Origin of the sequence: Streptococcus mitis (assembly GCF_005144795.1) — a bacterium.
Lineage (GTDB): Bacteria > Bacillota > Bacilli > Lactobacillales > Streptococcaceae > Streptococcus > Streptococcus mitis_BB.
Genome location: NZ_SWFJ01000014.1, coordinates 17341 through 37928, shown reverse-complemented (window position 1 = coordinate 37928; position 20588 = coordinate 17341). Strand labels below are relative to the sequence as shown.

Annotated in this window: 22 protein-coding genes and 6 tRNA genes; 27 read left to right on the top strand and 1 reads right to left on the bottom strand. The window is 40.6% G+C overall.

The window, feature by feature from the left end; genetic code table 11:
• Positions 1 to 52 precede the first annotated feature (52 nt).
• From FBF73_RS09235 to FBF73_RS09175, 13 genes are all read left to right on the top strand, one after another.
• Positions 53 to 125: transfer RNA gene (locus FBF73_RS09235), tRNA-Phe, on the top strand.
• A 13-nt stretch (positions 126 to 138) separates the two neighbouring features.
• A tRNA-Tyr gene (locus tag FBF73_RS09230) sits at positions 139 to 219 on the top strand.
• A gap of 11 nt (positions 220 to 230) precedes the next feature.
• Positions 231 to 301: transfer RNA gene (locus FBF73_RS09225), tRNA-Trp, on the top strand.
• A gap of 14 nt (positions 302 to 315) precedes the next feature.
• Positions 316 to 388 (top strand) — tRNA-His (locus tag FBF73_RS09220).
• 13 nt (positions 389 to 401) lie between these two features.
• Positions 402 to 473, top strand: a tRNA-Gln gene (locus FBF73_RS09215).
• A 9-nt stretch (positions 474 to 482) separates the two neighbouring features.
• Positions 483 to 566, top strand: a tRNA-Leu gene (locus FBF73_RS09210).
• 107 nt (positions 567 to 673) lie between these two features.
• Positions 674 to 1951, top strand: coding sequence for a gamma-glutamylcysteine synthetase (locus tag FBF73_RS09205; protein ID WP_136937636.1), 1278 nt, complete (start codon positions 674 to 676; stop codon positions 1949 to 1951).
• A 75-nt stretch (positions 1952 to 2026) separates the two neighbouring features.
• A complete protein-coding gene (gene thrC, locus FBF73_RS09200; protein WP_136937635.1) occupies positions 2027 to 3511 on the top strand; it encodes a threonine synthase in 1485 nt (494 codons plus the stop codon).
• A gap of 60 nt (positions 3512 to 3571) precedes the next feature.
• The gene (locus tag FBF73_RS09195; RefSeq protein WP_136937634.1) at positions 3572 to 4852 is read left to right on the top strand and encodes an MATE family efflux transporter; all 1281 of its coding nucleotides are present in this window, start codon (positions 3572 to 3574) and stop codon (positions 4850 to 4852) included.
• A gap of 3 nt (positions 4853 to 4855) precedes the next feature.
• Positions 4856 to 5476 (top strand): HAD family hydrolase, encoded by a 621-nt coding sequence (locus tag FBF73_RS09190; RefSeq protein ID WP_136937633.1) that lies wholly within the window; start codon positions 4856 to 4858, stop codon positions 5474 to 5476.
• A gap of 165 nt (positions 5477 to 5641) precedes the next feature.
• On the top strand, positions 5642 to 6835 hold the full coding sequence (locus FBF73_RS09185; protein WP_136937632.1) for a LysM peptidoglycan-binding domain-containing protein: 1194 nt from the start codon (positions 5642 to 5644) through the stop codon (positions 6833 to 6835).
• A 319-nt stretch (positions 6836 to 7154) separates the two neighbouring features.
• Positions 7155 to 7580, top strand: coding sequence for a MarR family winged helix-turn-helix transcriptional regulator (locus FBF73_RS09180; RefSeq protein WP_169435212.1), 426 nt, complete (start codon positions 7155 to 7157; stop codon positions 7578 to 7580).
• Positions 7581 to 7590: 10 nt separating this feature from the next.
• Positions 7591 to 7953, top strand: coding sequence for a DUF1304 domain-containing protein (locus tag FBF73_RS09175; RefSeq protein ID WP_136937631.1), 363 nt, complete (start codon positions 7591 to 7593; stop codon positions 7951 to 7953).
• A 35-nt stretch (positions 7954 to 7988) separates the two neighbouring features.
• On the opposite strand, the gene FBF73_RS09170 is transcribed toward FBF73_RS09175, so the two are convergent.
• On the bottom strand, positions 7989 to 8846 hold the full coding sequence (locus FBF73_RS09170) for a DUF975 family protein (RefSeq protein WP_136937630.1): 858 nt from the start codon (positions 8844 to 8846) through the stop codon (positions 7989 to 7991).
• 129 nt (positions 8847 to 8975) lie between these two features.
• Here FBF73_RS09170 and tgt point away from each other — a divergent pair, with 129 nt between their 5' ends.
• The 14 genes from tgt (at position 8976) to FBF73_RS09100 (ending at position 20579) form a co-directional block, all read left to right on the top strand.
• A complete protein-coding gene (gene tgt, locus FBF73_RS09165) occupies positions 8976 to 10118 on the top strand; it encodes a tRNA guanosine(34) transglycosylase Tgt (RefSeq protein WP_136937629.1) in 1143 nt (380 codons plus the stop codon).
• Between the two features lie 132 nt (positions 10119 to 10250).
• Positions 10251 to 12068, top strand: coding sequence for an acyltransferase family protein (locus FBF73_RS09160; RefSeq protein WP_136937628.1), 1818 nt, complete (start codon positions 10251 to 10253; stop codon positions 12066 to 12068).
• A gap of 140 nt (positions 12069 to 12208) precedes the next feature.
• Complete coding sequence (nagA, locus tag FBF73_RS09155) at positions 12209 to 13360, top strand: N-acetylglucosamine-6-phosphate deacetylase (protein ID WP_001134550.1); 1152 nt, start codon at positions 12209 to 12211, stop codon at positions 13358 to 13360.
• 190 nt (positions 13361 to 13550) lie between these two features.
• On the top strand, positions 13551 to 13916 hold the full coding sequence (locus tag FBF73_RS09150) for a DUF1033 family protein (RefSeq protein ID WP_124788098.1): 366 nt from the start codon (positions 13551 to 13553) through the stop codon (positions 13914 to 13916).
• A 76-nt stretch (positions 13917 to 13992) separates the two neighbouring features.
• Positions 13993 to 14934 (top strand): competence type IV pilus ATPase ComGA, encoded by a 942-nt coding sequence (gene comGA, locus FBF73_RS09145; protein ID WP_136937627.1) that lies wholly within the window; start codon positions 13993 to 13995, stop codon positions 14932 to 14934.
• On the top strand, positions 14882 to 15898 hold the full coding sequence (gene comGB, locus FBF73_RS09140; RefSeq protein WP_136937626.1) for a competence type IV pilus assembly protein ComGB: 1017 nt from the start codon (positions 14882 to 14884) through the stop codon (positions 15896 to 15898). Before comGA ends, comGB begins: the two co-directional genes overlap by 53 nt.
• Before the next feature lies 1 nt (position 15899).
• The gene (gene comGC, locus FBF73_RS09135) at positions 15900 to 16223 is read left to right on the top strand and encodes a comG operon protein ComGC (RefSeq protein WP_136937625.1); all 324 of its coding nucleotides are present in this window, start codon (positions 15900 to 15902) and stop codon (positions 16221 to 16223) included.
• Positions 16186 to 16620, top strand: a complete 435-nt coding sequence (gene comGD / locus FBF73_RS09130; RefSeq protein ID WP_169435211.1) for a competence type IV pilus minor pilin ComGD — start codon at positions 16186 to 16188, stop codon at positions 16618 to 16620. The genes comGC and comGD overlap by 38 nt, the downstream gene beginning before the upstream one ends.
• Positions 16583 to 16885: a competence type IV pilus minor pilin ComGE gene (gene comGE, locus FBF73_RS09125; RefSeq protein WP_260424865.1), complete on the top strand. Its 303-nt coding sequence runs from the start codon at positions 16583 to 16585 to the stop codon at positions 16883 to 16885. The genes comGD and comGE overlap by 38 nt, the downstream gene beginning before the upstream one ends.
• Entirely contained in the window at positions 16848 to 17309 is a 462-nt protein-coding gene (comGF, locus tag FBF73_RS09120; RefSeq protein WP_124788508.1) for a competence type IV pilus minor pilin ComGF, read from the top strand. Before comGE ends, comGF begins: the two co-directional genes overlap by 38 nt.
• A complete protein-coding gene (gene comGG, locus FBF73_RS09115; protein WP_124788509.1) occupies positions 17287 to 17700 on the top strand; it encodes a competence type IV pilus minor pilin ComGG in 414 nt (137 codons plus the stop codon). Before comGF ends, comGG begins: the two co-directional genes overlap by 23 nt.
• Before the next feature lie 32 nt (positions 17701 to 17732).
• The gene (locus tag FBF73_RS09110) at positions 17733 to 18320 is read left to right on the top strand and encodes a class I SAM-dependent methyltransferase (protein WP_169435210.1); all 588 of its coding nucleotides are present in this window, start codon (positions 17733 to 17735) and stop codon (positions 18318 to 18320) included.
• Positions 18321 to 18380: 60 nt separating this feature from the next.
• Positions 18381 to 19334, top strand: a complete 954-nt coding sequence (locus FBF73_RS09105; protein WP_136937624.1) for a class I SAM-dependent methyltransferase — start codon at positions 18381 to 18383, stop codon at positions 19332 to 19334.
• A 51-nt stretch (positions 19335 to 19385) separates the two neighbouring features.
• Entirely contained in the window at positions 19386 to 20579 is a 1194-nt protein-coding gene (locus FBF73_RS09100; RefSeq protein WP_136937623.1) for an acetate kinase, read from the top strand.
• Positions 20580 to 20588: the final 9 nt, after the last annotated feature.

The following is a 20588-nucleotide window of genomic DNA, read 5'->3' as shown; positions in this document are numbered from 1 at the left end:
CGTCGGGCTCATAACCCGAAGGTCGTAGGTTCAAATCCTGCTCCCGCAATAAGGCTCGGTAGCTCAGTTGGTAGAGCAATGGATTGAAGCTCCATGTGTCGGCGGTTCGATTCCGTCTCGCGCCATTATATATTTTTCGGAAGGGTAGCGAAGAGGCTAAACGCGGCGGACTGTAAATCCGCTCCTTCGGGTTCGGGGGTTCGAATCCCTCCCCTTCCATTATTTTAGTTACGGGCATAGTTTAAAGGTAGAACTAAGGTCTCCAAAACCTTCAGTGTGGGTTCAATTCCTACTGCCCGTGTTAATAAAATTATGGCGGGTGTGGTGAAGTGGTTAACACACCAGATTGTGGCTCTGGCATGCGTGGGTTCGATCCCCATCACTCGCCTATTTTATATTATTGGGGTATAGCCAAGCGGTAAGGCAAGGGACTTTGACTCCCTCATGCGTTGGTTCGAATCCAGCTACCCCAGTTACTATTTGCCGGCGTGGCGGAATTGGCAGACGCGCTGGACTCAAAATCCAGTGTCCGCAAGGACGTGCCGGTTCGACCCCGGCCGCCGGTATAGTATAGAGTTAAGGAACGTGGTATATCTTCGTTCTTTTTTTATATAATTTTTGGTATAATAATACTTATTCAAATTTTATTTAGATTATGAAAGTGTAGGAAAGTATGTCTCGTTCTATCGATTTATTAAAACATCGGTATTTGAAAAATATTAAAGAAAATCCTGAATTGTTTGTCGGGATTGAGCTGGAATATCCTGTGGTAAACTTGGAAGGAAATGCGACAGATCTTGAAGTTATCAAACACTTATTCCGATATTTAGTTTCTGCTTTGGATTTTACTGTCGAAAAGGTAGATGATTTTGGGACTCCTATTCAGTTAGTGGACCCAGTAAGTCAGGATACTATTTTATTTGAAGTTTCCTATACTACGATTGAGTTTGCATTTGGTAAGGCTGAAACGATACAAGAGGTTGAAGAACGTTTTAGCATTTATATGGAAGCAATCCAGACAAAGTTAGCTGAATCAAATCATGCTATTGTTGGCTGTGGTATTCATCCCAACTGGGATAAAAATGAGAATTGTCCAGTGGCTTACCCACGCTATCAGATGTTGATGGACTATTTGAATTTGAGTAGAAATGTGACTAAATCAGACTTGCATCATTTCCCTGAATACGGTGCTTTTATCTGTGGGAGTCAGGTACAGCTGGATGTTTCAAAGTCTAACTACTTACGAGTGATTAATACTTTTACCCAAATTGAAGCAGTTAAGGCTTATTTATTTGCAAACTCTGAGTTTACAGGTGCGGATTGGGATACGAAAATTTCAAGGGATATTTTCTGGGAAGAATCGATTCATGGTATCTATCCAGAAAACGTTGGTGTCAATGCAAGACTCTTTAAAGATGAGGATGATTTTTTTGATTATCTAGATCATTCTGCAATTTTTACTGCGGAACGTGGTGGACAAACCTATTACTTTTATCCGATTCATGCTAGGGACTATTTGGCTACACCTGAAATCCAAGCATATGCACTTAATGGGGATGAGATTCTTATTTATCCTCAAGAGAAGGATTTTGAAACTCATCGTAGTTATCAGTACCAAGACTTAACGACTCGCGGAACAGTTGAGTTTCGTAGTGTTTGTACTCAGCCTCTAGATAGAACCTTCGCTTCAGCAGCTTTTCACTTGGGATTGTTGGTTAATTTAGATAAGTTAGAAGCTTATTTAGAAACAGCACCTTTCTTTAAAGAATTTGGTCGTGATTACAAGTTTTTAAGACGGCAATTTTCTAAAAAAAATCTTATAGCTGAGGAAAAAACTGCGATTATTGAATTTTCCAAAGACTTACTCCTTCTAGCTGAGGAAGGACTGGAGATGAGAAATAAGCAAGAAATGACCTACTTACAGGCTTTGAAAGAAGAATTGGGTATATAATTTCTCTTATAAAGGGAGAATTTTCTGAAAAATCATGATATAATGGAAGTGACTATAGATAAAGGATAGAGAGTAATGACATTAGTTTATCAATCAACGCGTGATGCGAAAAATACAGTAACTGCTAGCCAAGCTATTTTGCAAGGTTTGGCGACGGACGGTGGTTTATTTACACCGCTTACTTATCCAAAGGTAGATTTGGACTTTGACAAATTGAAAGATGCTTCTTACCAAGAAGTGGCTAAGTTAGTTTTGTCAGCATTTTTAGATGACTTTACAGCTGAGGAGTTGGACTACTGTATCAACAATGCTTACGATAGCAAATTTGATACTCCAGCTATCGCGCCATTAGTGAAATTAGACGGCCAATATAACTTGGAACTCTTCCATGGTTCAACGATTGCCTTTAAGGATATGGCCTTGTCTATCTTGCCATACTTTATGACGACTGCTGCTAAGAAACATGGTTTGGAAAATAAGATTGTTATCTTGACAGCGACATCTGGTGACACGGGGAAAGCTGCTATGGCAGGATTTGCAGATGTTCCTGGTACTGAGATTATCGTCTTTTATCCAAAGGACGGTGTCAGCAAGGTACAAGAGTTGCAAATGACCACTCAGACTGGTGACAATACTCATGTTATCGCTATAGACGGTAATTTTGACGATGCGCAAACAAATGTGAAGCATATGTTCAACGATGTGGTTCTTCGTGAAAAATTGGCTGCCAATAAACTACAATTTTCATCAGCTAACTCTATGAACATTGGTCGTTTGGTACCACAGATTGTCTACTATGTTTATGCCTACGCTCAGCTTGTTAAAACTGGTGAGATTGTGGCTGGTGAACATATCAACTTCACAGTACCAACAGGAAACTTTGGAAATATCTTGGCTGCCTTTTATGCCAAGCAAATTGGTCTACCAGTTGGCAAATTAATCTGTGCTTCAAATGACAACAATGTTTTGACAGACTTTTTCAAGACACGTGTTTACGATAAGAAGCGTGAGTTTAAAGTAACAACTAGTCCATCTATGGATATCTTGGTATCTTCAAACTTGGAGCGTTTGATTTTCCATCTTTTGGGAAATGACGCTGAAAAGACAGCTGAACTCATGAATGCCTTGAATAAACAAGGACAATATGAATTGACAGACTTTGATGCAGATATTCTGGACCTCTTTACAGCTGAATATGCGACTGAGGAAGAAACAGCGGCAGAAATCAAGCGTGTTTATGAGTCAGATTCTTATATCGAGGATCCACATACGGCGGTTGCCTCAGCAGTTTATAAAAAATACCAAGCGGCTACTGGCGATGCGACTAAGACAGTGATTGCATCAACAGCTAGTCCATACAAGTTCCCAGTAGTTGCAGTAGAAGCTGTAACAGGGAAAGTTGGCTTGACTGACTTTGAAGCTTTGGCTCAATTACATGAAATCTCAGGAGTGGCTGTGCCACCTGCAGTTGATGGGCTTGAAACAGCTCTTGTTCGTCACAAGACAACAGTGGCAGCTGCTGATATGCAAGCAGCGGTTGAGGCTTATCTAGGACTTTAAGACAGAAGGAGTAAACTCGGTTGGGAAACCAACTGAGTTTCTTTTCATCAGGAGGAAGGATTGTTTAAGAAAAATAAAGATATTCTTAATATTGCACTACCAGCTATGGGTGAAAACTTTTTGCAGATGCTCATGGGAATGGTGGACAGTTATTTGGTTGCTCATTTAGGATTGATAGCTATTTCAGGTGTATCAGTAGCAAGTAATATTATCACGATTTACCAGGCGATTTTCATCGCTCTGGGAGCTGCTATTTCCAGTGTTATCTCAAAAAGTTTGGGGCAGAAGGATCAATCTATGCTAGCCTATCATGTGACTGAGGCGTTGAAGATTACCCTACTATTAAGTTTCCTTTTAGGATTTTTGTCCATCTTCGCTGGGAAAGAGATAATAGGACTTTTGGGGACGGAGAGAGATGTAGCTGAGAGTGGTGGACTGTATCTATCTTTGGTAGGAGGATCGATTGTTCTCTTAGGTTTAATGACTAGTCTGGGAGCCTTGATTCGTGCAACGCATAATCCACGTTTGCCTCTCTATGTTAGTTTTTTATCCAATGCCTTGAATATTCTGTTTTCAAGTCTAGCTATTTTTGTTCTGGATATGGGGATAGCTGGTGTTGCTTGGGGGACAATTCTGTCTCGTTTGGTAGGTCTTGTGATTTTATGGTCGCAATTAAAGTTGCCTTTTGAGAAACCGACTTTTGGTTTAGATAAGGAACTATTGACCTTAGCGTTACCAGCAGCTGGAGAGCGGCTTATGATGCGGGCTGGAGATGTCGTGATCATTGCCTTGGTCGTTTCTTTTGGAACGGAGGCAGTGGCTGGGAATGCAGTCGGAGAAGTATTGACCCAGTTTAACTATATGCCTGCCTTTGGCGTGGCTACGGCAACGGTCATGCTGGTGGCTCGAGCGGTCGGAGAGGATAATTGGGAAAGAGTAGCTAGTTTGAGCAAGCGAACCTTTTGGCTTTCTCTGCTTCTCATGTTACCCTTGACGCTTAGTGTCTATGCCTTGGGCATACCACTGACTCATCTCTATACGAATGATTCTCTAGCGGTGGAGGCTAGTGTGCTAGTGACATTTTTTTCACTACTTGGTACTCCTATGACGATAGGAACAGTCATCTATACAGCAGTCTGGCAGGGTTTGGGCAATGCTCGTCTTCCCTTTTATGCGACAAGTATAGGAATGTGGTGTATCCGCATTGGAACAGGATATTTGATGGGGATTGTGCTTGGTTGGGGCTTGCCCGGTATTTGGGCCGGAACCCTTTTGGATAATGGTTTTCGTTGGTTATTTCTACGTTATCGTTACCAGCGTTATATGAGCTTGAAAGGATAGGAAATGCAAAAAATAGCTTTTATTTGGGATTTAGACGGGACTTTATTGGACTCTTACGAAGCGATTTTATTAGGGATTGAGGAGACTTTTGGTCAGTTTTCTATTCCTTATGATAAGGAGAAGGTGAGAGAGTTTATTCTCAAGTTTTCTGTGCAGGATTTGCTGGAGAAAGTTGCGGAAAAGAGAAAACTGGATGTGGAAGTGCTAAATCAGGTGCGTGCCCAGAATTTGGCTGAGAAGAACGCTCAGGTGGTTTTGATGCCAGGTGCGAGTGAGGTGTTGGATTGGGCAGACGAGACAGGGATTCAGCAGTTTGTCTACACTCATAAGGGAGACAATGCTCTTACCATTCTCAGAGACTTGGGGTTGGAATCTTATTTTACAGAGATTTTAACCAGTCAGAGTGGCTTTGCGCGTAAACCTAGTTCAGAAGCGGCTACTTATCTGTTAGGCAAGTATCAGTTGGATTCTGAGAAGACCTATTATATAGGGGATCGGACTCTGGATGTGGAATTTGCCCAGAATAGTAGAATTCAAAGTATCAACTTTTTAGAATCGTCTTATGAAGGCAATCACAGGATTCAAGCGTTAGCAGATATTCCTTATATTTTTGAAGGAAAGTGACGATAAGATTGTGTCAGTTTTGTGACAGAGACCTAACAAACTATTTCAAGTAACCGAGTTTGTTACAAGGAATAGACAGTTCTATTAAATAGGCCCGAGAGGGCTTTTTTTCTGCATTTTTTGTGTTATGATAGACAGGTACTCATTTGAAAGGAATTTGAAAGAATGAAGAAAAGAATATTATTAGCCTCAACAGTAGCCTTATCATTTGCCCCAGTATTGGCAACTCAAGCAAAAGAAGTTCTTTGGACTGCACGTAGTGTTGAGCAAATCCAAAACGATTTGACTAAAACAGACAACAAAACAAGTTATACAGTTCAGTATGGTGATACCTTGAGCACCATTGCAGAAGCCTTGGGTGTAGATGTCACAGTTCTTGCGAATTTGAATAAAATCACTAATATGGACTTGATTTTCCCAGAAACTGTTTTGACAACGACTATCAATGAAGCAGAAGAAGTCACAGAAGTTGAAATCAAAACACCTCAAGCAGACTCTAGTGAAGAAGTGACAACTGCGACAGCAGATTTGACAACCAATCAAGTGACCGTAGATGATCAAACTGTTCAAGTTGCAGATCTTTCTCAACCGATTGCAGAAGCGCCAAAAGCAGTTGAAACTACAAGTACAAAAGAAGTAGCAACAAGTTCAGAAGTTACAGAGACAGTGACTGCTTCAGAAGAAGTGGTACCATCTACAGAGACTTCTACCCCAGAAGCGCAAACAGCCGAAACAAGCAGTCCAGTTGCAGAAGCAGCTTCTCAGGTAACAACTCCAGCTGAAAAACAGGAAATACAAGAAAGCCCTCAAACCGAGTCAGCAGTGGAAGCAACTACAATGCCAGTAGAAGAAAAGGTAACCGAAACAACTGCGACAAGTTCAGAAGAAGCATCATCAAGTGAAGCTACAGCAGCAGTTTCTACTTATCAACCAGAAGAGACGAAAACAGTTTCAACAACTTACGCGGCTCCAGCTGCGCCCGATTATGCTGGACTGGCAGTAGCGAAATCTGAAAATGCTGGTCTTCAACCACAAACAGCTGCCTTTAAAGAAGAAATCGCCAACTTGTTTGGCATCACATCCTTTAGTGGTTACCGTCCAGGAGACAGTGGAGATCACGGAAAAGGTTTGGCTATCGATTTTATGGTACCAGAAAGCTCAGAACTAGGGGATAAGATTGCGGAATACGCTATTCAAAACATGGCCAGCCGTGGAATTAGTTACATTATTTGGAAACAACGTTTCTATGCTCCATTCGATAGCAAATATGGGCCAGCTAATACTTGGAACCCAATGCCAGACCGTGGTAGCGTGACAGAAAACCACTATGACCACGTTCACGTTTCAATGAATGGATAAAACCAGACTTTGTAATATCATTTTGACGAATGAGATCTAGCTTTCGTGATAGGAAGAGAGTCTCGTTCGTTTTTTCTTTGTCATACTCTTCGAAAATCTCTTCAAACTACGTCAGCTTCACCTGCAACCTCAAAGCTGTGCTTTGAGCAACCTACGGATAGCTTCCTAGTTTGCTCTTTGATTTTCATTGAGTATCAATATGAATGGAAAAAGGAAGTTAGCATTTTGTAATGATTGAAGCATAATTCTTGCAATTTATCTTACTTTGTATTATACTTGATTAGTCAATTATTGATAAATCAATAGAAAGGGGAAAGAAATGATAGAGATTCAAGATCTGCTTTATCAACTCCGCTTGTCTGAGCAAGCGAGTACGCAATTGTTTGAAAAAAGACTTGGGATTAGTTTGACACGGTATCAGATTTTATTATTTTTGTTGAAGCATTCCCCTTGTAATCAAATAGCAGTTCAGGAGCGTTTGAAGATTGATCAGGCTGCTTTAACACGACATTTCAAGATTTTAGAAAAGGAAGGTTTGGTGGAGCGGCATCGTAATCCTGAAAATCAGCGAGAAGTGTTGGTAGAGGCTACGAAGTATGCCAAGGAGCAGTTAGTGGTGAATCCCCCTCTGAAGCATATCAAGGTTAAGGAAGAGATGGAAAATATCTTAACAGAATCTGAAAAAACAGAACTCAACCGTTTATTAAATAAATTGGTTTTGGGGATTGAGAATATAGAAATTTAAGGAGAAATAGATATCAATTATTACAATCATTTTAGCAACAATCGTTGCTTTGGAGCATTTTTACATTTTTTATTTGGAAAGTATTGCAACGCAATCAGAAGCGACTAGTCGTGTCTTTAACATCGAAAAGGAAGAACTGGCTCGTCCGTCTGTAAGGTCATTGTTTAAAAATCAAGGGATTTATAATGCTCTACTAGGAGTATTTCTCTTGTATGGAATTTATTTCTCACAGAATTTAGAAATTGTGACTATGTTTACTTTATTTGTGATTGGGGCTGCGGCTTACGGCTCTCTCACAGCAGATAAGAAAATTATTTTGAAGCAAGGTGGACCAGCTATTTTGGCCTTAATTAGTATACTGATTTTGAAATAATAAAACCAGCGTTTGGTGCTGGTTTTATTAGATTCTTATCTATTCCTACGTTTTCGAGCCAATACTGCTCGGTAAAAAATCATTTTATTAATTTGAATGTAGGATAGGAGTGAGAAACTAGCAATCCCAAAAGTAATCCAATTGAGGAAGTACCAAGGAAGGAGTTGTAAGTCTAGGACAAAGCGTTGAAATTTGTAGCCTTTCATCAGGAAACGGCTAGTCTTAAGGATTTGTCCTGGTTTGGCTTGTCCCAAGTCTAGGGTGTCACATAGGAGAAATTCTACCTGAGAATAGGCATAGTATTGTGGGATATAGAGACTATTTCCGACAATCATTAAGAGGATACTTGCTAGAAAGTAAAGACCAAAGGTCATGAGGAAGCGCTCGGTTTCAATTGACGTGAGATCCAGATTAGGAAACTCAGGGTGAAGGGCAACGAATTTCTTGGCTAAAAAGCTACTGTAAAAGAGAAAGTAAATTCCGAGTAAACTAGGAATACTCCATAAGAAGAGATAGAAGCGTTTGAGAAGGAGAGTCAAAAAGGTTTGTGAAAAGTACTCTTCTTTAAATAGAGTGAGACTATTTTTGACGGATAGTTCTGTATCAGGATTCTTGATGAGTTTCAGTGTTGTATAGACTGAACTGGTTAGAAGTATTGTTCCGATAAAGGAGACTAATAATGGAAAGAGGTAGGCTTGGAATACATGGCCGAGCACGCTTAAAGAGGATTGTTCTAAAATAGCCTCGTTAAGGCGCTCTAAGGGATTGAGGAAGCCAGATAAGATGACCAGCATGCTAGGTAAGAGATAGACGAGAAAGAGGCGGGGATTGTCAGCCTGAAATTGTCTGGACTGTAGACGAATGGTTTTTAAATCAATTTTTGGGTATTTCATTCTCTCATTATACCATAGTTCTTATACATAGTTTGTGACAGTTACAGCTTTTTTTGATAAAATCATACAGTATGCCCTTGGGCACAAAGTATGAACTGGGACTGTTTTTCCCAGCTTCGGAGGTAAAAAATGTCAGATTCACCAATCAAATATCGCTTGATTAAGAAAGAAAAACACACAGGAGCTCGTCTAGGAGAAATCATCACTCCCCACGGTACCTTTCCGACACCTATGTTTATGCCAGTTGGGACTCAAGCTACTGTCAAAACTCAGTCACCTGAAGAATTGAAGGAGATGGGTTCGGGAATTATCCTATCAAACACCTATCATCTCTGGCTTCGCCCTGGGGATGAACTCATTGCACGCGCTGGTGGTCTTCACAAGTTCATGAATTGGGATCAGCCTATCTTGACAGATAGTGGTGGTTTTCAGGTTTATTCCTTAGCAGATAGCCGCAATATCACAGAGGAAGGGGTAACCTTTAAAAACCATCTCAATGGTTCTAAGATGTTCCTATCACCAGAAAAAGCCATCTCTATTCAGAACAATCTGGGTTCAGACATCATGATGTCCTTTGACGAATGTCCTCAGTTTTATCAACCTTACGACTACGTTAAGAAATCAATCGAGCGTACCAGCCGTTGGGCTGAGCGTGGTTTGAAGGCTCATCGTCGTCCGCATGACCAAGGATTGTTTGGGATTGTGCAGGGGGCTGGATTTGAAGATTTGCGTCGCCAATCGGCTCATGACCTTGTCAGCATGGATTTCCCAGGCTATTCTATCGGTGGTTTGGCGGTGGGAGAAACCCACGAAGAGATGAATGCAGTCTTGGACTTCACAACCCAACTGCTGCCTGAAAACAAACCACGCTATCTGATGGGTGTGGGAGCACCAGATAGCTTGATTGATGGGGTGATTCGTGGGGTGGATATGTTTGACTGTGTCTTGCCGACTCGAATTGCTCGTAACGGGACTTGTATGACCAGTCAGGGACGTTTGGTTGTAAAGAATGCTCAGTTTGCTGAGGACTTTACGAAACTGGATCCTGAGTGTGATTGCTACACATGTAAGAACTATACACGCGCCTACCTTCGTCACCTGCTCAAGGCTGATGAAACCTTTGGTATCCGCTTAACTAGCTACCATAACCTTTACTTCTTGCTTAATCTGATGAAGCAGGTTCGACAAGCTATTATGGATGATAATCTTTTGGAATTCCGTGAGTATTTTGTGGAAAAATATGGTTACAATAAGTCAGGGCGCAATTTCTAATAATTGTAAGGTAGAATGCTAAAATCCTAAGTTTTCTCTTGGGATTTTTCTTCTTTTTTTGATAAAATAAGGTGTATTATGGAATGAGAATTAGATGTTTTTACAATCTAATCGAATGGAGAATAAACTCGTATGCGTATTAAATGGTTTTCCTTGATTAGGATTACAGGTTTACTATTGGTACTCTTGTATCATTTCTTTCAGACTATCTTTCCTGGAGGATTTTTCGGGGTAGATGTCTTTTTCACTTTCTCAGGTTTTTTGATAACATCTCTACTTTTGGAAGAGTTTGGCAAGAAACGTCAGATTGATTTGCTGGGCTTTTTTAAGAGAAGATTTTACCGTATCGTACCACCCGTGGTTCTCATGGTTTTGGTGACCATGCCCTTTACCTTTCTAGTTCGGCAAGATTATGTGGCTGGAATTGGGGGTCAGATTGCAGGTGTCTTAGGTTTTATGACCAACTTCTATGAACTCCTAACAGGTGGGAGTTATGAATCTCAGTTCATTCCTCATTTGTTTGTTCATAATTGGAGCTTGGCTGTTGAGGTTCACTACTATATCCTTTGGGGGTTGGCAGTTTGGTTCTTATCCAAACAGTCTAAATCAAATGGTCAGTTGAGGGGGATGGTTTTTCTCTTGTCTGCTGCTACCTTCTTGATTAGTTTCTTCTCCATGTTTATTGGTAGTTTAATGGCCGGCTCCTATTCCACTGTCTACTTTTCAAGTCTAACCCATGTCTACCCTTTCTTTTTAGGGAGTATACTTGCAACAGTTGTGGGAGTTCGTCAGACGAGCGATTTGGTCAGACAATTTGATCGAATGTGGAATCTACGTCAGAATCTGTTAGTATTTGGAGCAAGTCTCTTGGTATTATTACTGTTGACTTTCTTCGTTAAGTTTACCTATCTCTTTGCTTATCTATTTGGATTCTTAATGGCCAGTTTAGCAGCCATGGCTATGATTGTTGCTGCGCGTGTCTTGCATGAAAAAACTCCCAATATAGAAGAACCAAAGGTAATCAGTTTTCTAGCAGACACTAGCTATGCAGTTTATCTTTTCCATTGGCCATTTTATATTGTTTTTTCTCAGTTAATGAGCAATCTACCGGCTGTTATTCTGACAATTATCTTTTCATATTTTTTTGCTAGCCTATCTTTTTATGTTATGGAACCTTTGATCGCTGGAAAGACAAGTCCTATAATACGGAAAATCGCTAGCTTGCCTCATATACAAGTAATTAGTACATCTATTTTTGGAATTCTTAGCTTGATTACAGTAGTTATCATGGCTGTAGCTCCTCAGGTAGGTGACTTTGAAACGGATTTGATGGTCAATGGTTTCAAACAAGCACAAACCAATATTGGGCAAACTAAAATGCTTGCTGAGCAGGCAGAAGTAAGTCGTTTGGGAATTGTAGAAGGAACGAGTTTAATTGGTGATTCAGTTGCTTTGCGTGCAAATACAGCCTTGAAAGAAGCACTTCCTGATGCAAATATTAATGCTCAGGTTAGTCGTACTACCAAGCAAGCCAATGACATTATGCTCAATAACAGCCAGAACAAGGCACTTTTAAAAACAGTTGTCATTGCAACGGGTGTTAATAATCCTGAGGGTTACAAGAATGATTTGGACAGTCTTGTTAATAATTTGCCAAAAGGTCATCATTTGATTTTAGTTACACCTTACGAGGGAGATAAGAGCAAGGATACATATACATCGGTGGAGCAGTATGCAAACTATGCACGTGAATTAGCTGAAAAGACTCCTTATGTAAGTATTGCTGACTGGAATAAGGTTTCTAAGGAACATCCTGAAATCTGGGCTGGAACAGACCAAGTTCACTTTGGGAATGACAATAGCAAGCTCGAAGAAGGTGCTAAGCTATACGCAGAAACGATAGCAGCTGCTGTTAAGGCTGCTCAAGAACAACCTGTGAAATCAAAATAAGATAAAAGAGTTGGAGACATCCAGCTCTTTTAAAATATCTCTAGAAAATAGGTCTATACCATTTACAAATGAATCAGAAAAGTTTATAATGTAATTGACATAATAAATATCAAAAGTAATCTTTTAAGGAGGTCATTATTATGCCTAATTACGTTAAAGCAGATCAGTTTTTCTATCCATTTGGCATTCGTCGCGGTGGGTACTTAGAACTTGTTGATGGCAAATTTGGGAAACACGTGGATCAAATTCCTGAAGGAGCAGAGGTTCTTGACTATACTGGTTATAGCATTGCACCAGGTCTTGTGGATACTCATATTCATGGATATGCAGGTGTAGATGTGATGGACAACAACATTGAAGGGACATTGCATACTATGAGTGAAGGACTTCTTAGTACCGGTGTTACCAGTTTCTTGCCCACAACTTTAACAGCCACTTATGAGCAATTGCTTGCAGTCACTGAAAATCTTGGGAACCATTACAAAGAAGCAACAGGTGCTAAGATTCGTGGGATTTATTATGAAGGTCCATACTTCACAGAAACTTTTAAGGGGGCACAAAATCCAACTTATATGAGAGACCCTGGTGTTGAGGAGTTTCATTCTTGGCAGGATGCTGCAAAAGGGATGCTAAATAAAATCGCTATTGCACCAGAACGTGATGGGGTGGAAGATTTTGTACGTACTATTACAGGTGAAGGTGTGACAGTTGCACTTGGACACTCAGATGCGACATTTGAACAAGCTAAGAAGGCAGTTGATGCAGGAGCTAGTGTATGGGTACATGCCTATAATGGGATGCGTGGTTTAACACACCGCGAACTCGGTATGGTAGGAGCTATGTATGAGCTCCCACATACTTACGCAGAATTGATTTGTGATGGTTATCACGTAGATCCAAAAGCTTGTGAGATTTTACTTAAGCAGAAGGGGACAGAAAACATCGCTCTTATTACGGACTGTATGACAGCTGGTGGGCTTGAAGACGGTGACTATATGTTGGGAGAATTCCCTGTTGTAGTAGCAAATGGAACTGCACGTCTCAAATCTACTGGTAATTTGGCAGGTTCTATCCTCAAACTTAAAGATGGTATGAGAAATGTAGTCGAGTGGGGTATTGCAAATCCACATGAAGCAGTCATGATGGCCAGCCTCAACCCAGCTAAATCTGTTAATATTGACGATGTCTGTGGACAAATTCGTGAAGGTTATGATGCAGACTTTATTGTTTTAGACAAAGATTTAGAATTGGTAGCTACGTATCTAGATGGTGTGAAACGCTATCAAGCATAAGAGAGAAGGCAGGAGTTAGAGACTAGCTTCTGCTTTTTTATTATGTGACTATTAGTCCGTAAGGCAGCAGATCAAATTCAGTTTTCCATCAGATGGCTGGATTTTTTATCTGGAAATTAAGAAATGAGCATATTTCTTTCCTTGTTTGTCTGAATTGGTTATAATATACGGTACAAAGGAATGAATGAATATGTATCGTGTTATAGAAATGTACGGAGATTTTGAACCTTGGTGGTTTATAGAAGGTTGGGAAGAAGATATTGTAGCAAGTAGGAAGTTTGATCAGTATTATGATGCTCTCAAATACTACAAGACTTGCTGGTTTAGATTGGAACAAGAATCCCCTCTTTATAAAAGTAGAAGTGACTTGATGACCATTTTTTGGGATCCAGAAGACCAACGCTGGTGTGATGAATGTGATGAGTATTTACAACAATACCATTCTTTGGCTCTTTTGCAGGATGAGCAGGTTATTCCAGACGAAAAGCTACGCCCAGGCTATGAAAAACAAACAGGTCAGGAAAGGCACCGTTCTTGCCGTATGAAATTAAGATAGAGAAAAAGTAACTTTTTGGAGTTGCTTTTTTATTTTTTTCCAAATCTTTGCGAATAGTATAGGTGAGGAGGTAAGTATGGTTCAAGAAATTGCACAAGAAATCATTCGTTCGGCTCGGAAAAAAGGGGCACAAGACATTTATTTTGTCCCTAAGTTAGACGCCTATGAGCTTCATATGAGGGTCGGAGATGAGCGCTGTAAAATCGGTTGTTATGATTTTGAAAAGTTTGCCGCCGTCATCAGTCACTTTAAGTTTGTGGCGGGTATGAATGTGGGAGAAAAGCGACGTAGTCAACTTGGTTCCTGTGATTATGAATATGACCAGAAGATGGCGTCCTTACGTTTATCTACTGTAGGTGATTATCGAGGGCATGAGAGTTTAGTGATTCGCTTGTTGCATGATGAGGAGCAGGATTTGCATTTTTGGTTTCAGGATATTGGAGAACTGGGCAAGCAGTACAGGCAACGGGGGCTCTATCTCTTTGCTGGTCCAGTCGGAAGTGGAAAGACGACCTTGATGCATGAATTAGCCAAGTCCCTCTTTAAAGGACAGCAAGTCATGTCCATTGAAGATCCTGTCGAAATCAAGCAGGACGACATGCTCCAGTTGCAGTTGAATGAAGCAATCGGACTAACATATGAAAATCTGATTAAACTTTCCTTGCGTCATCGTCCTGATCTCTTGATTATCGGAGAAATTCGAGACAGCGAGACGGCGCGTGCAGTAGTCAGAGCCAGTTTGACAGGTGCGACAGTCTTTTCAACAATTCATGCCAAGAGTATCCGAGGTGTTTATGAACGCCTGCTGGAGTTGGGTGTGAGTGAGGAGGAATTAGCAGTTGTTCTGCAAGGAGTTTGCTACCAGAGATTAATCGGTGGAGGAGGAATCGTTGACTTTGCAAACAAAGACTATCAAGAACACCAGCCAACTAGCTGGAATAAACAGATTGACCAGCTTCTTAAAGATGGACATATCACAAGTCTCCAGGCTGAAACGGAAAAAATTAGCTACAGCTAAGCAAAAAAATATCATTACCTTGTTTAACAATCTCTTTTCCAGCGGTTTTCATCTGGTGGAGACAATCTCCTTTTTAGATAGGAGTTCTCTGTTAGACAAGCAGTGTGTGACCCAGATGCGCACGGGATTGTCTCAAGGGAAATCATTCTCAGAAATGATGGCTAGTTTAGGCTTTTCAAGCGCTATTGTCACTCAGTTATCCCTAGCTGAAGTTCATGGGAATCTTCACCTGAGTTTGGGAAAGATAGAAGAGTATCTAGACAATCTGGCCAAGGTCAAGAAAAAGTTAATTGAAGTAGCGACTTATCCTTTGATTTTGCTAGGTTTTCTTCTCTTAATCATGCTGGGACTACGTAACTACCTACTACCACAACTGGATAGTAGCAATATTGCCACCCAAATCATTGGTAATCTGCCACAAATTTTTCTAGGAATGGTAGGGTTTATTTCAGTAGGTGTCCTTTTAGCACTAACTTTTTATAAAAGAAGTTCTAAGATGCGCGTCTTTTCTATCTTAGCACGCCTTCCCTTTCTTGGAATCTTTGTGCAGACCTATTTGACAGCCTATTATGCGCGCGAGTGGGGGAATATGATTTCGCAGGGGATGGAGTTGACGCAGATTTTTCAAATGATGCAGGAACAAGGTTCCCAGCTATTTAAAGAAATCGGTCAAGATTTAGCTAAATCCCTACAAAATGGTCGAGAATTTTCTCAGACGATAGGAACCTATCCTTTCTTTAGGAAGGAATTGAGTCTCATAATCGAGTATGGAGAAGTCAAGTCCAAGCTGGGTGGTGAGTTGGAAATCTATGCTGAAAAAACTTGGGAATCCTTTTTTACCCGAGTCAACCGCACCATGAATTTGGTGCAGCCACTGGTTTTTATCTTTGTGGCACTGATTATCGTTTTACTTTATGCGGCAATGCTGATGCCCATGTATCAAAATATGGAGGTAAATTTTTAACATGAAAAAAATGATGACATACTTGAAAAAAGCTAAGGTTAAAGCTTTTACACTTGTGGAGATGTTGGTAGTCTTGCTGATTATCAGCGTACTTCTCTTGCTCTTTGTACCTAATTTGACCAAGCAAAAAGAGGCAGTCAACGACAAAGGAAAAGCTGCTGTTGTTAAGGTGGTGGAAAGTCAGGCAGAACTTTATAGCTTAGATAAAAATGAAGATGCTAGCCTAAGCAAGTTACAAGCAGATGGGCGAATCACAGAAGAACAGGCTAAAGCCTATAAAGAATACCATGCTAAACAAAACACCAGTAAAACCGTTGCAGATTAAGGCCTTTACTATGCTGGAAAGTCTCTTGGTTTTGGGTCTAGTTAGTCTCCTTGCTTTGGGCTTGTCCGGCTCTGTCCAGTCCACTTTTGCGGCGGTAGAGGAGCAGATTTTCTTTATGGAGTTTGAAGAACTCTATCGGGAAACCCAAAAACGCAGTGTAGCCAGTCAGCAAAAGACTAGTCTAAACTTAGATGGGCAGACGATTAGCAATGGCAGTCAAAAATTGACAGTCCCTAAAGGAATTCAGGCACCATCGGGACAAAGTATCATATTTGACCGAGCTGGGGGCAATTCGTCCCTGGCTAAGGTTGAATTTCAGACTAGCAAAGGAGCGATTCGCTATCAATTATATCTAGGAAATGGAAAAATTAAACGCATTAAGGAAACAAAAAATTAGGGCAGTGATTTTACTGGAAGCAGTGGTTGCTCTAGCTATCTTTGCCAGCATTGCGACCCTTCTTTTGGGACAAATTCAGAAAAATAGGCAAGAAGAAGCAAAAATCTTGCAAAAGGAAGAAGTCTTGAGGGTAGCTAGGATGGCACTGCAGACAGGTCAAAATCAGGTAAACGTAAACGGAATTGAGATTCAGGTATTTTCTAGTGAAAAGGGATTGGAGGTCTACCATGGTTCAGAACAGTTGTTGGCGATCAAAGAGCCATAAGGTCAAGGCTTTCACTTTGTTGGAATCCCTGATTGCCCTCATTGTCATCAGTGGGAGTTTACTTCTCTTTCAAGCCATGAGTCAGCTCCTCATTTCAGAAGTTCGTTATCAGCAGCAAAGCGAGCAAAAGGAGTGGCTCTTGTTTGTGGACCAGCTGGAGGCAGAATTAGAGCGTTCGCAATTCGAAAAAGTGGAGGGCAATCGCCTCTATATGAAGCAGGATGGCAAGGAAATTGCGATAGGTAAGTCAAAATCGGATGATTTTCGAAAAACTGATGCCAGTGGACGAGGTTATCAGCCTATGGTTTATGGCCTCAAATCTGCGCAGATTACAGAGGACAATCAATTGGTTCGTTTTCGTTTTCAATTCCAAAAGGGCTTAGAAAGGGAGTTCATCTATCGTGTGGAAAAAGAAAAAAGTTAAGGCAGGTGTTCTCCTCTATGCAGTCACCGTGGCTGCTATCTTTAGTCTTTTGTTACAATTTTACTTGAACCGACAAGTCGCCCACTATCAAGACTATGCTTTAAATAAAGAAAAGTTGGTTGCTTTTGCTATGGCCAAGCGAACCAAGGATAAGATTGAGCAAGAAAGTGGGGAACAGACTTTTAATCTGGGTCAGGTGAGTTATCAAAATAAGAAAATAAGCTTGGTGACAAGGGTTCGTACACAAAAGAGTCAATATGAGTTCCTATTTCCCTCAGTCAAAATCAAAGAAGAGAAAAGAGATAAAAAGGAAGAGGTAGCGACCGATTCAAGTGAAAAAGTGGAGAAGAAAAAATCAGAAAAGAAGCTTGAAAAGAAAGAGAATTCCTAGCTAATCAAGCTACTTTGTGTTAAACTAAAAGCATGAAACATGATTTTAACCACAAAGCAGAAACTTTTGATTCACCTAAAAATATCTTCCTTGCAAACTTGGTTTGTCAAGCAGTCGAGAAACAGATTGATCTTCTATCAGACAAAGAAATTTTGGATTTCGGTGGAGGGACGGGGCTGTTAACCTTGCCCCTAGCCAAGCAGGCCAAGTCTGTAACATTGGTGGATATTTCGGAGAAAATGCTGGAGCAAGCTCGTTTGAAAGCGGAGCAGCAAGACATCAAGAATATCCACTTTTTGGAGCAAGATTTACTGGAAAAACCCTTGGAGAAAGAGTTTGATCTCATTGTTGTTTGTCGTGTTCTTCATCATATGCCTGATTTGGATGCGGCTCTCTCACTGTTTCATCAACATTTGAGGGAAGGTGGACAACTCCTCATTGCTGATTTTACAAAGATAGAGGCTAATCATCATGGATTTGAATTGGTTGAACTGGAAAACAAGCTAATTGAGCATTGTTTTTCATCTGTACATAGTCAGATTCTCTATAGTGCTGAAGACCTGTTTCAAGGAAATTACTCAGAACTCTTTTTAACAGTAGCCCAAAAATCACTCGCCTAGTCAGGGAGTGATTTTTCTATAAGGATGGAAAAAAGAAGGGAAATTTGATAAGATAGGAATATGGATTTTGAAAAAATTGAACAAGCTTATACCTATTTACTAGAGAATGTCCAAGTCATCCAAAATGATTTGGCGACTAACTTTTATGACGCCTTGGTGGAGCAAAACAGCATCTATCTGGATGGTGAGACTGAGTTAGAGCAGGTCAAGGAGAACAATCAGGCCCTTAAACGCTTAGCGCTTCGCAAAGAAGAATGGCTCAAGACCTACCAGTTTCTCTTGATGAAGGCCGGGCAGACAGAGCCCCTACAGGCCAATCACCAGTTTACGCCAGATGCTATTGCTTTACTTTTGGTGTTTATTGTGGAGGAGTTGTTTAAAGAGGGGGAAATCACTATCCTCGAAATAGGTTCTGGGATGGGAATTCTAGGCACTACTTTCTTGACCTCGCTTGATAAAAAGGTGGATTATTTGGGAATGGAAGTGGATGATTTGCTGATTGATTTGGCGGCTAGTATGGCAGATGTAATTGGTTTGCAGGCTGGCTTTGTCCAAGGAGATGCAGTTCGTCCACAAATGCTTAAAGAAAGCGATGTGGTTATCAGCGACTTGCCTGTCGGCTATTATCCTGATGACGCCGTTGCGTCGCGTCATCAAGTTGCTTCTAGCCAAGAACATACTTACGCCCATCACTTGCTCATGGAACAAGGACTTAAGTATCTCAAGTCAGATGGATACGCTATTTTTCTCGCTCCGAGTGATTTGTTGACCAGTCCTCAGAGTGATTTGTTGAAAGGCTGGCTGAAAGAGGAGGCGAGTCTGACTGCCATGATTAGTCTGCCTGAAAATCTCTTTGCTAATGCTAAACAATCTAAGACTATTTTCATCCTACAGAGGAAAAATGAAATAGCAGTAGAGCCTTTTGTTTATCCACTTGCTAGCTTACAAGATGCAAGTGTTTTAATGAAATTTAAAGAAAATTTTCAAAAATGGACTCAAGGTACTGAAATATAAAATAGATTTTGTTATAATAGATGAAAACGCTTAAAAAAGGGGTATCATGTTATGACAAAAACAATTTCAATCAATGCAGGAAGTTCAAGTTTGAAATGGCAATTATACTTAATGCCAGAAGAAAAAGTATTGGCGAAAGGCTTGATTGAACGTATCGGTTTGAAAGATTCAATTTCAACTGTAAAATTTGATGGTCGTTCTGAACAACAAATTTTGGATATTGAAAATCACACACAAGCTGTTAAAATCTTATTGGATGACTTGATTCGTTTCGACATTATCAAGGCTTATGATGAGATTACAGGTGTTGGTCACCGTGTTGTAGCGGGTGGAGAACACTTTAAAGAATCGACAGTTGTTGAGGGAGATGTTTTAGAAAAAGTTGAAGAGTTAAGTTTGTTGGCTCCTCTCCACAATCCAGCCAATGCAGCAGGTGTTCGTGCCTTCAAGGAATTGTTGCCAGATATTACCAGTGTAGTTGTTTTTGATACTTCATTCCACACAACTATGCCAGAGAAGGCTTATCGCTATCCTCTACCAACTAAATATTATACAGAAAATAAGGTTCGTAAATACGGTGCCCACGGGACAAGCCATCAGTTTGTAGCAGGAGAAGCAGCAAAACTCTTGGGACGACCTTTGGAAGACTTGAAGTTAATTACATGCCATATCGGAAACGGGGGATCAATTACAGCTATTAACGGTGGTAAGTCAGTTGATACTTCTATGGGATTCACACCGCTTGCTGGAGTGATGATGGGTACTCGTACTGGAGATATTGATCCTGCTATCATCCCTTACTTAATGCAATATACAGAGGATTTCAATACGCCAGAGGATATCAGTCGCGTTCTCAATCGTGAGTCAGGGCTGTTGGGTGTATCTGCTAAATCAAGTGATATGAGAGATATCGAAGCAGCTGTAGAAGCTGGGGATCATGATGCAACTTTGGCGTATGAAATGTATGTTGACCGTATCCAAAAATACATTGGTCAATATCTAGCAGTCTTAAACGGAGCTGATGCTATTATCTTTACGGCGGGTGTTGGAGAGAATGCGGCTCATTTCCGTGAGAAAGTTATTTCAGGTATTACTTGGTTTGGTTGTGATGTTGATCCTGAAAAGAATGTTTTTGGAACAACAGGAGATATCTCAACAGAAGAAGCAAAAATCCGTGTTTTAGTTATCCCAACAGATGAAGAATTGGTCATTGCCCGTGACGTTGAACGATTGAAAAATAAGTAAAACTAGAAA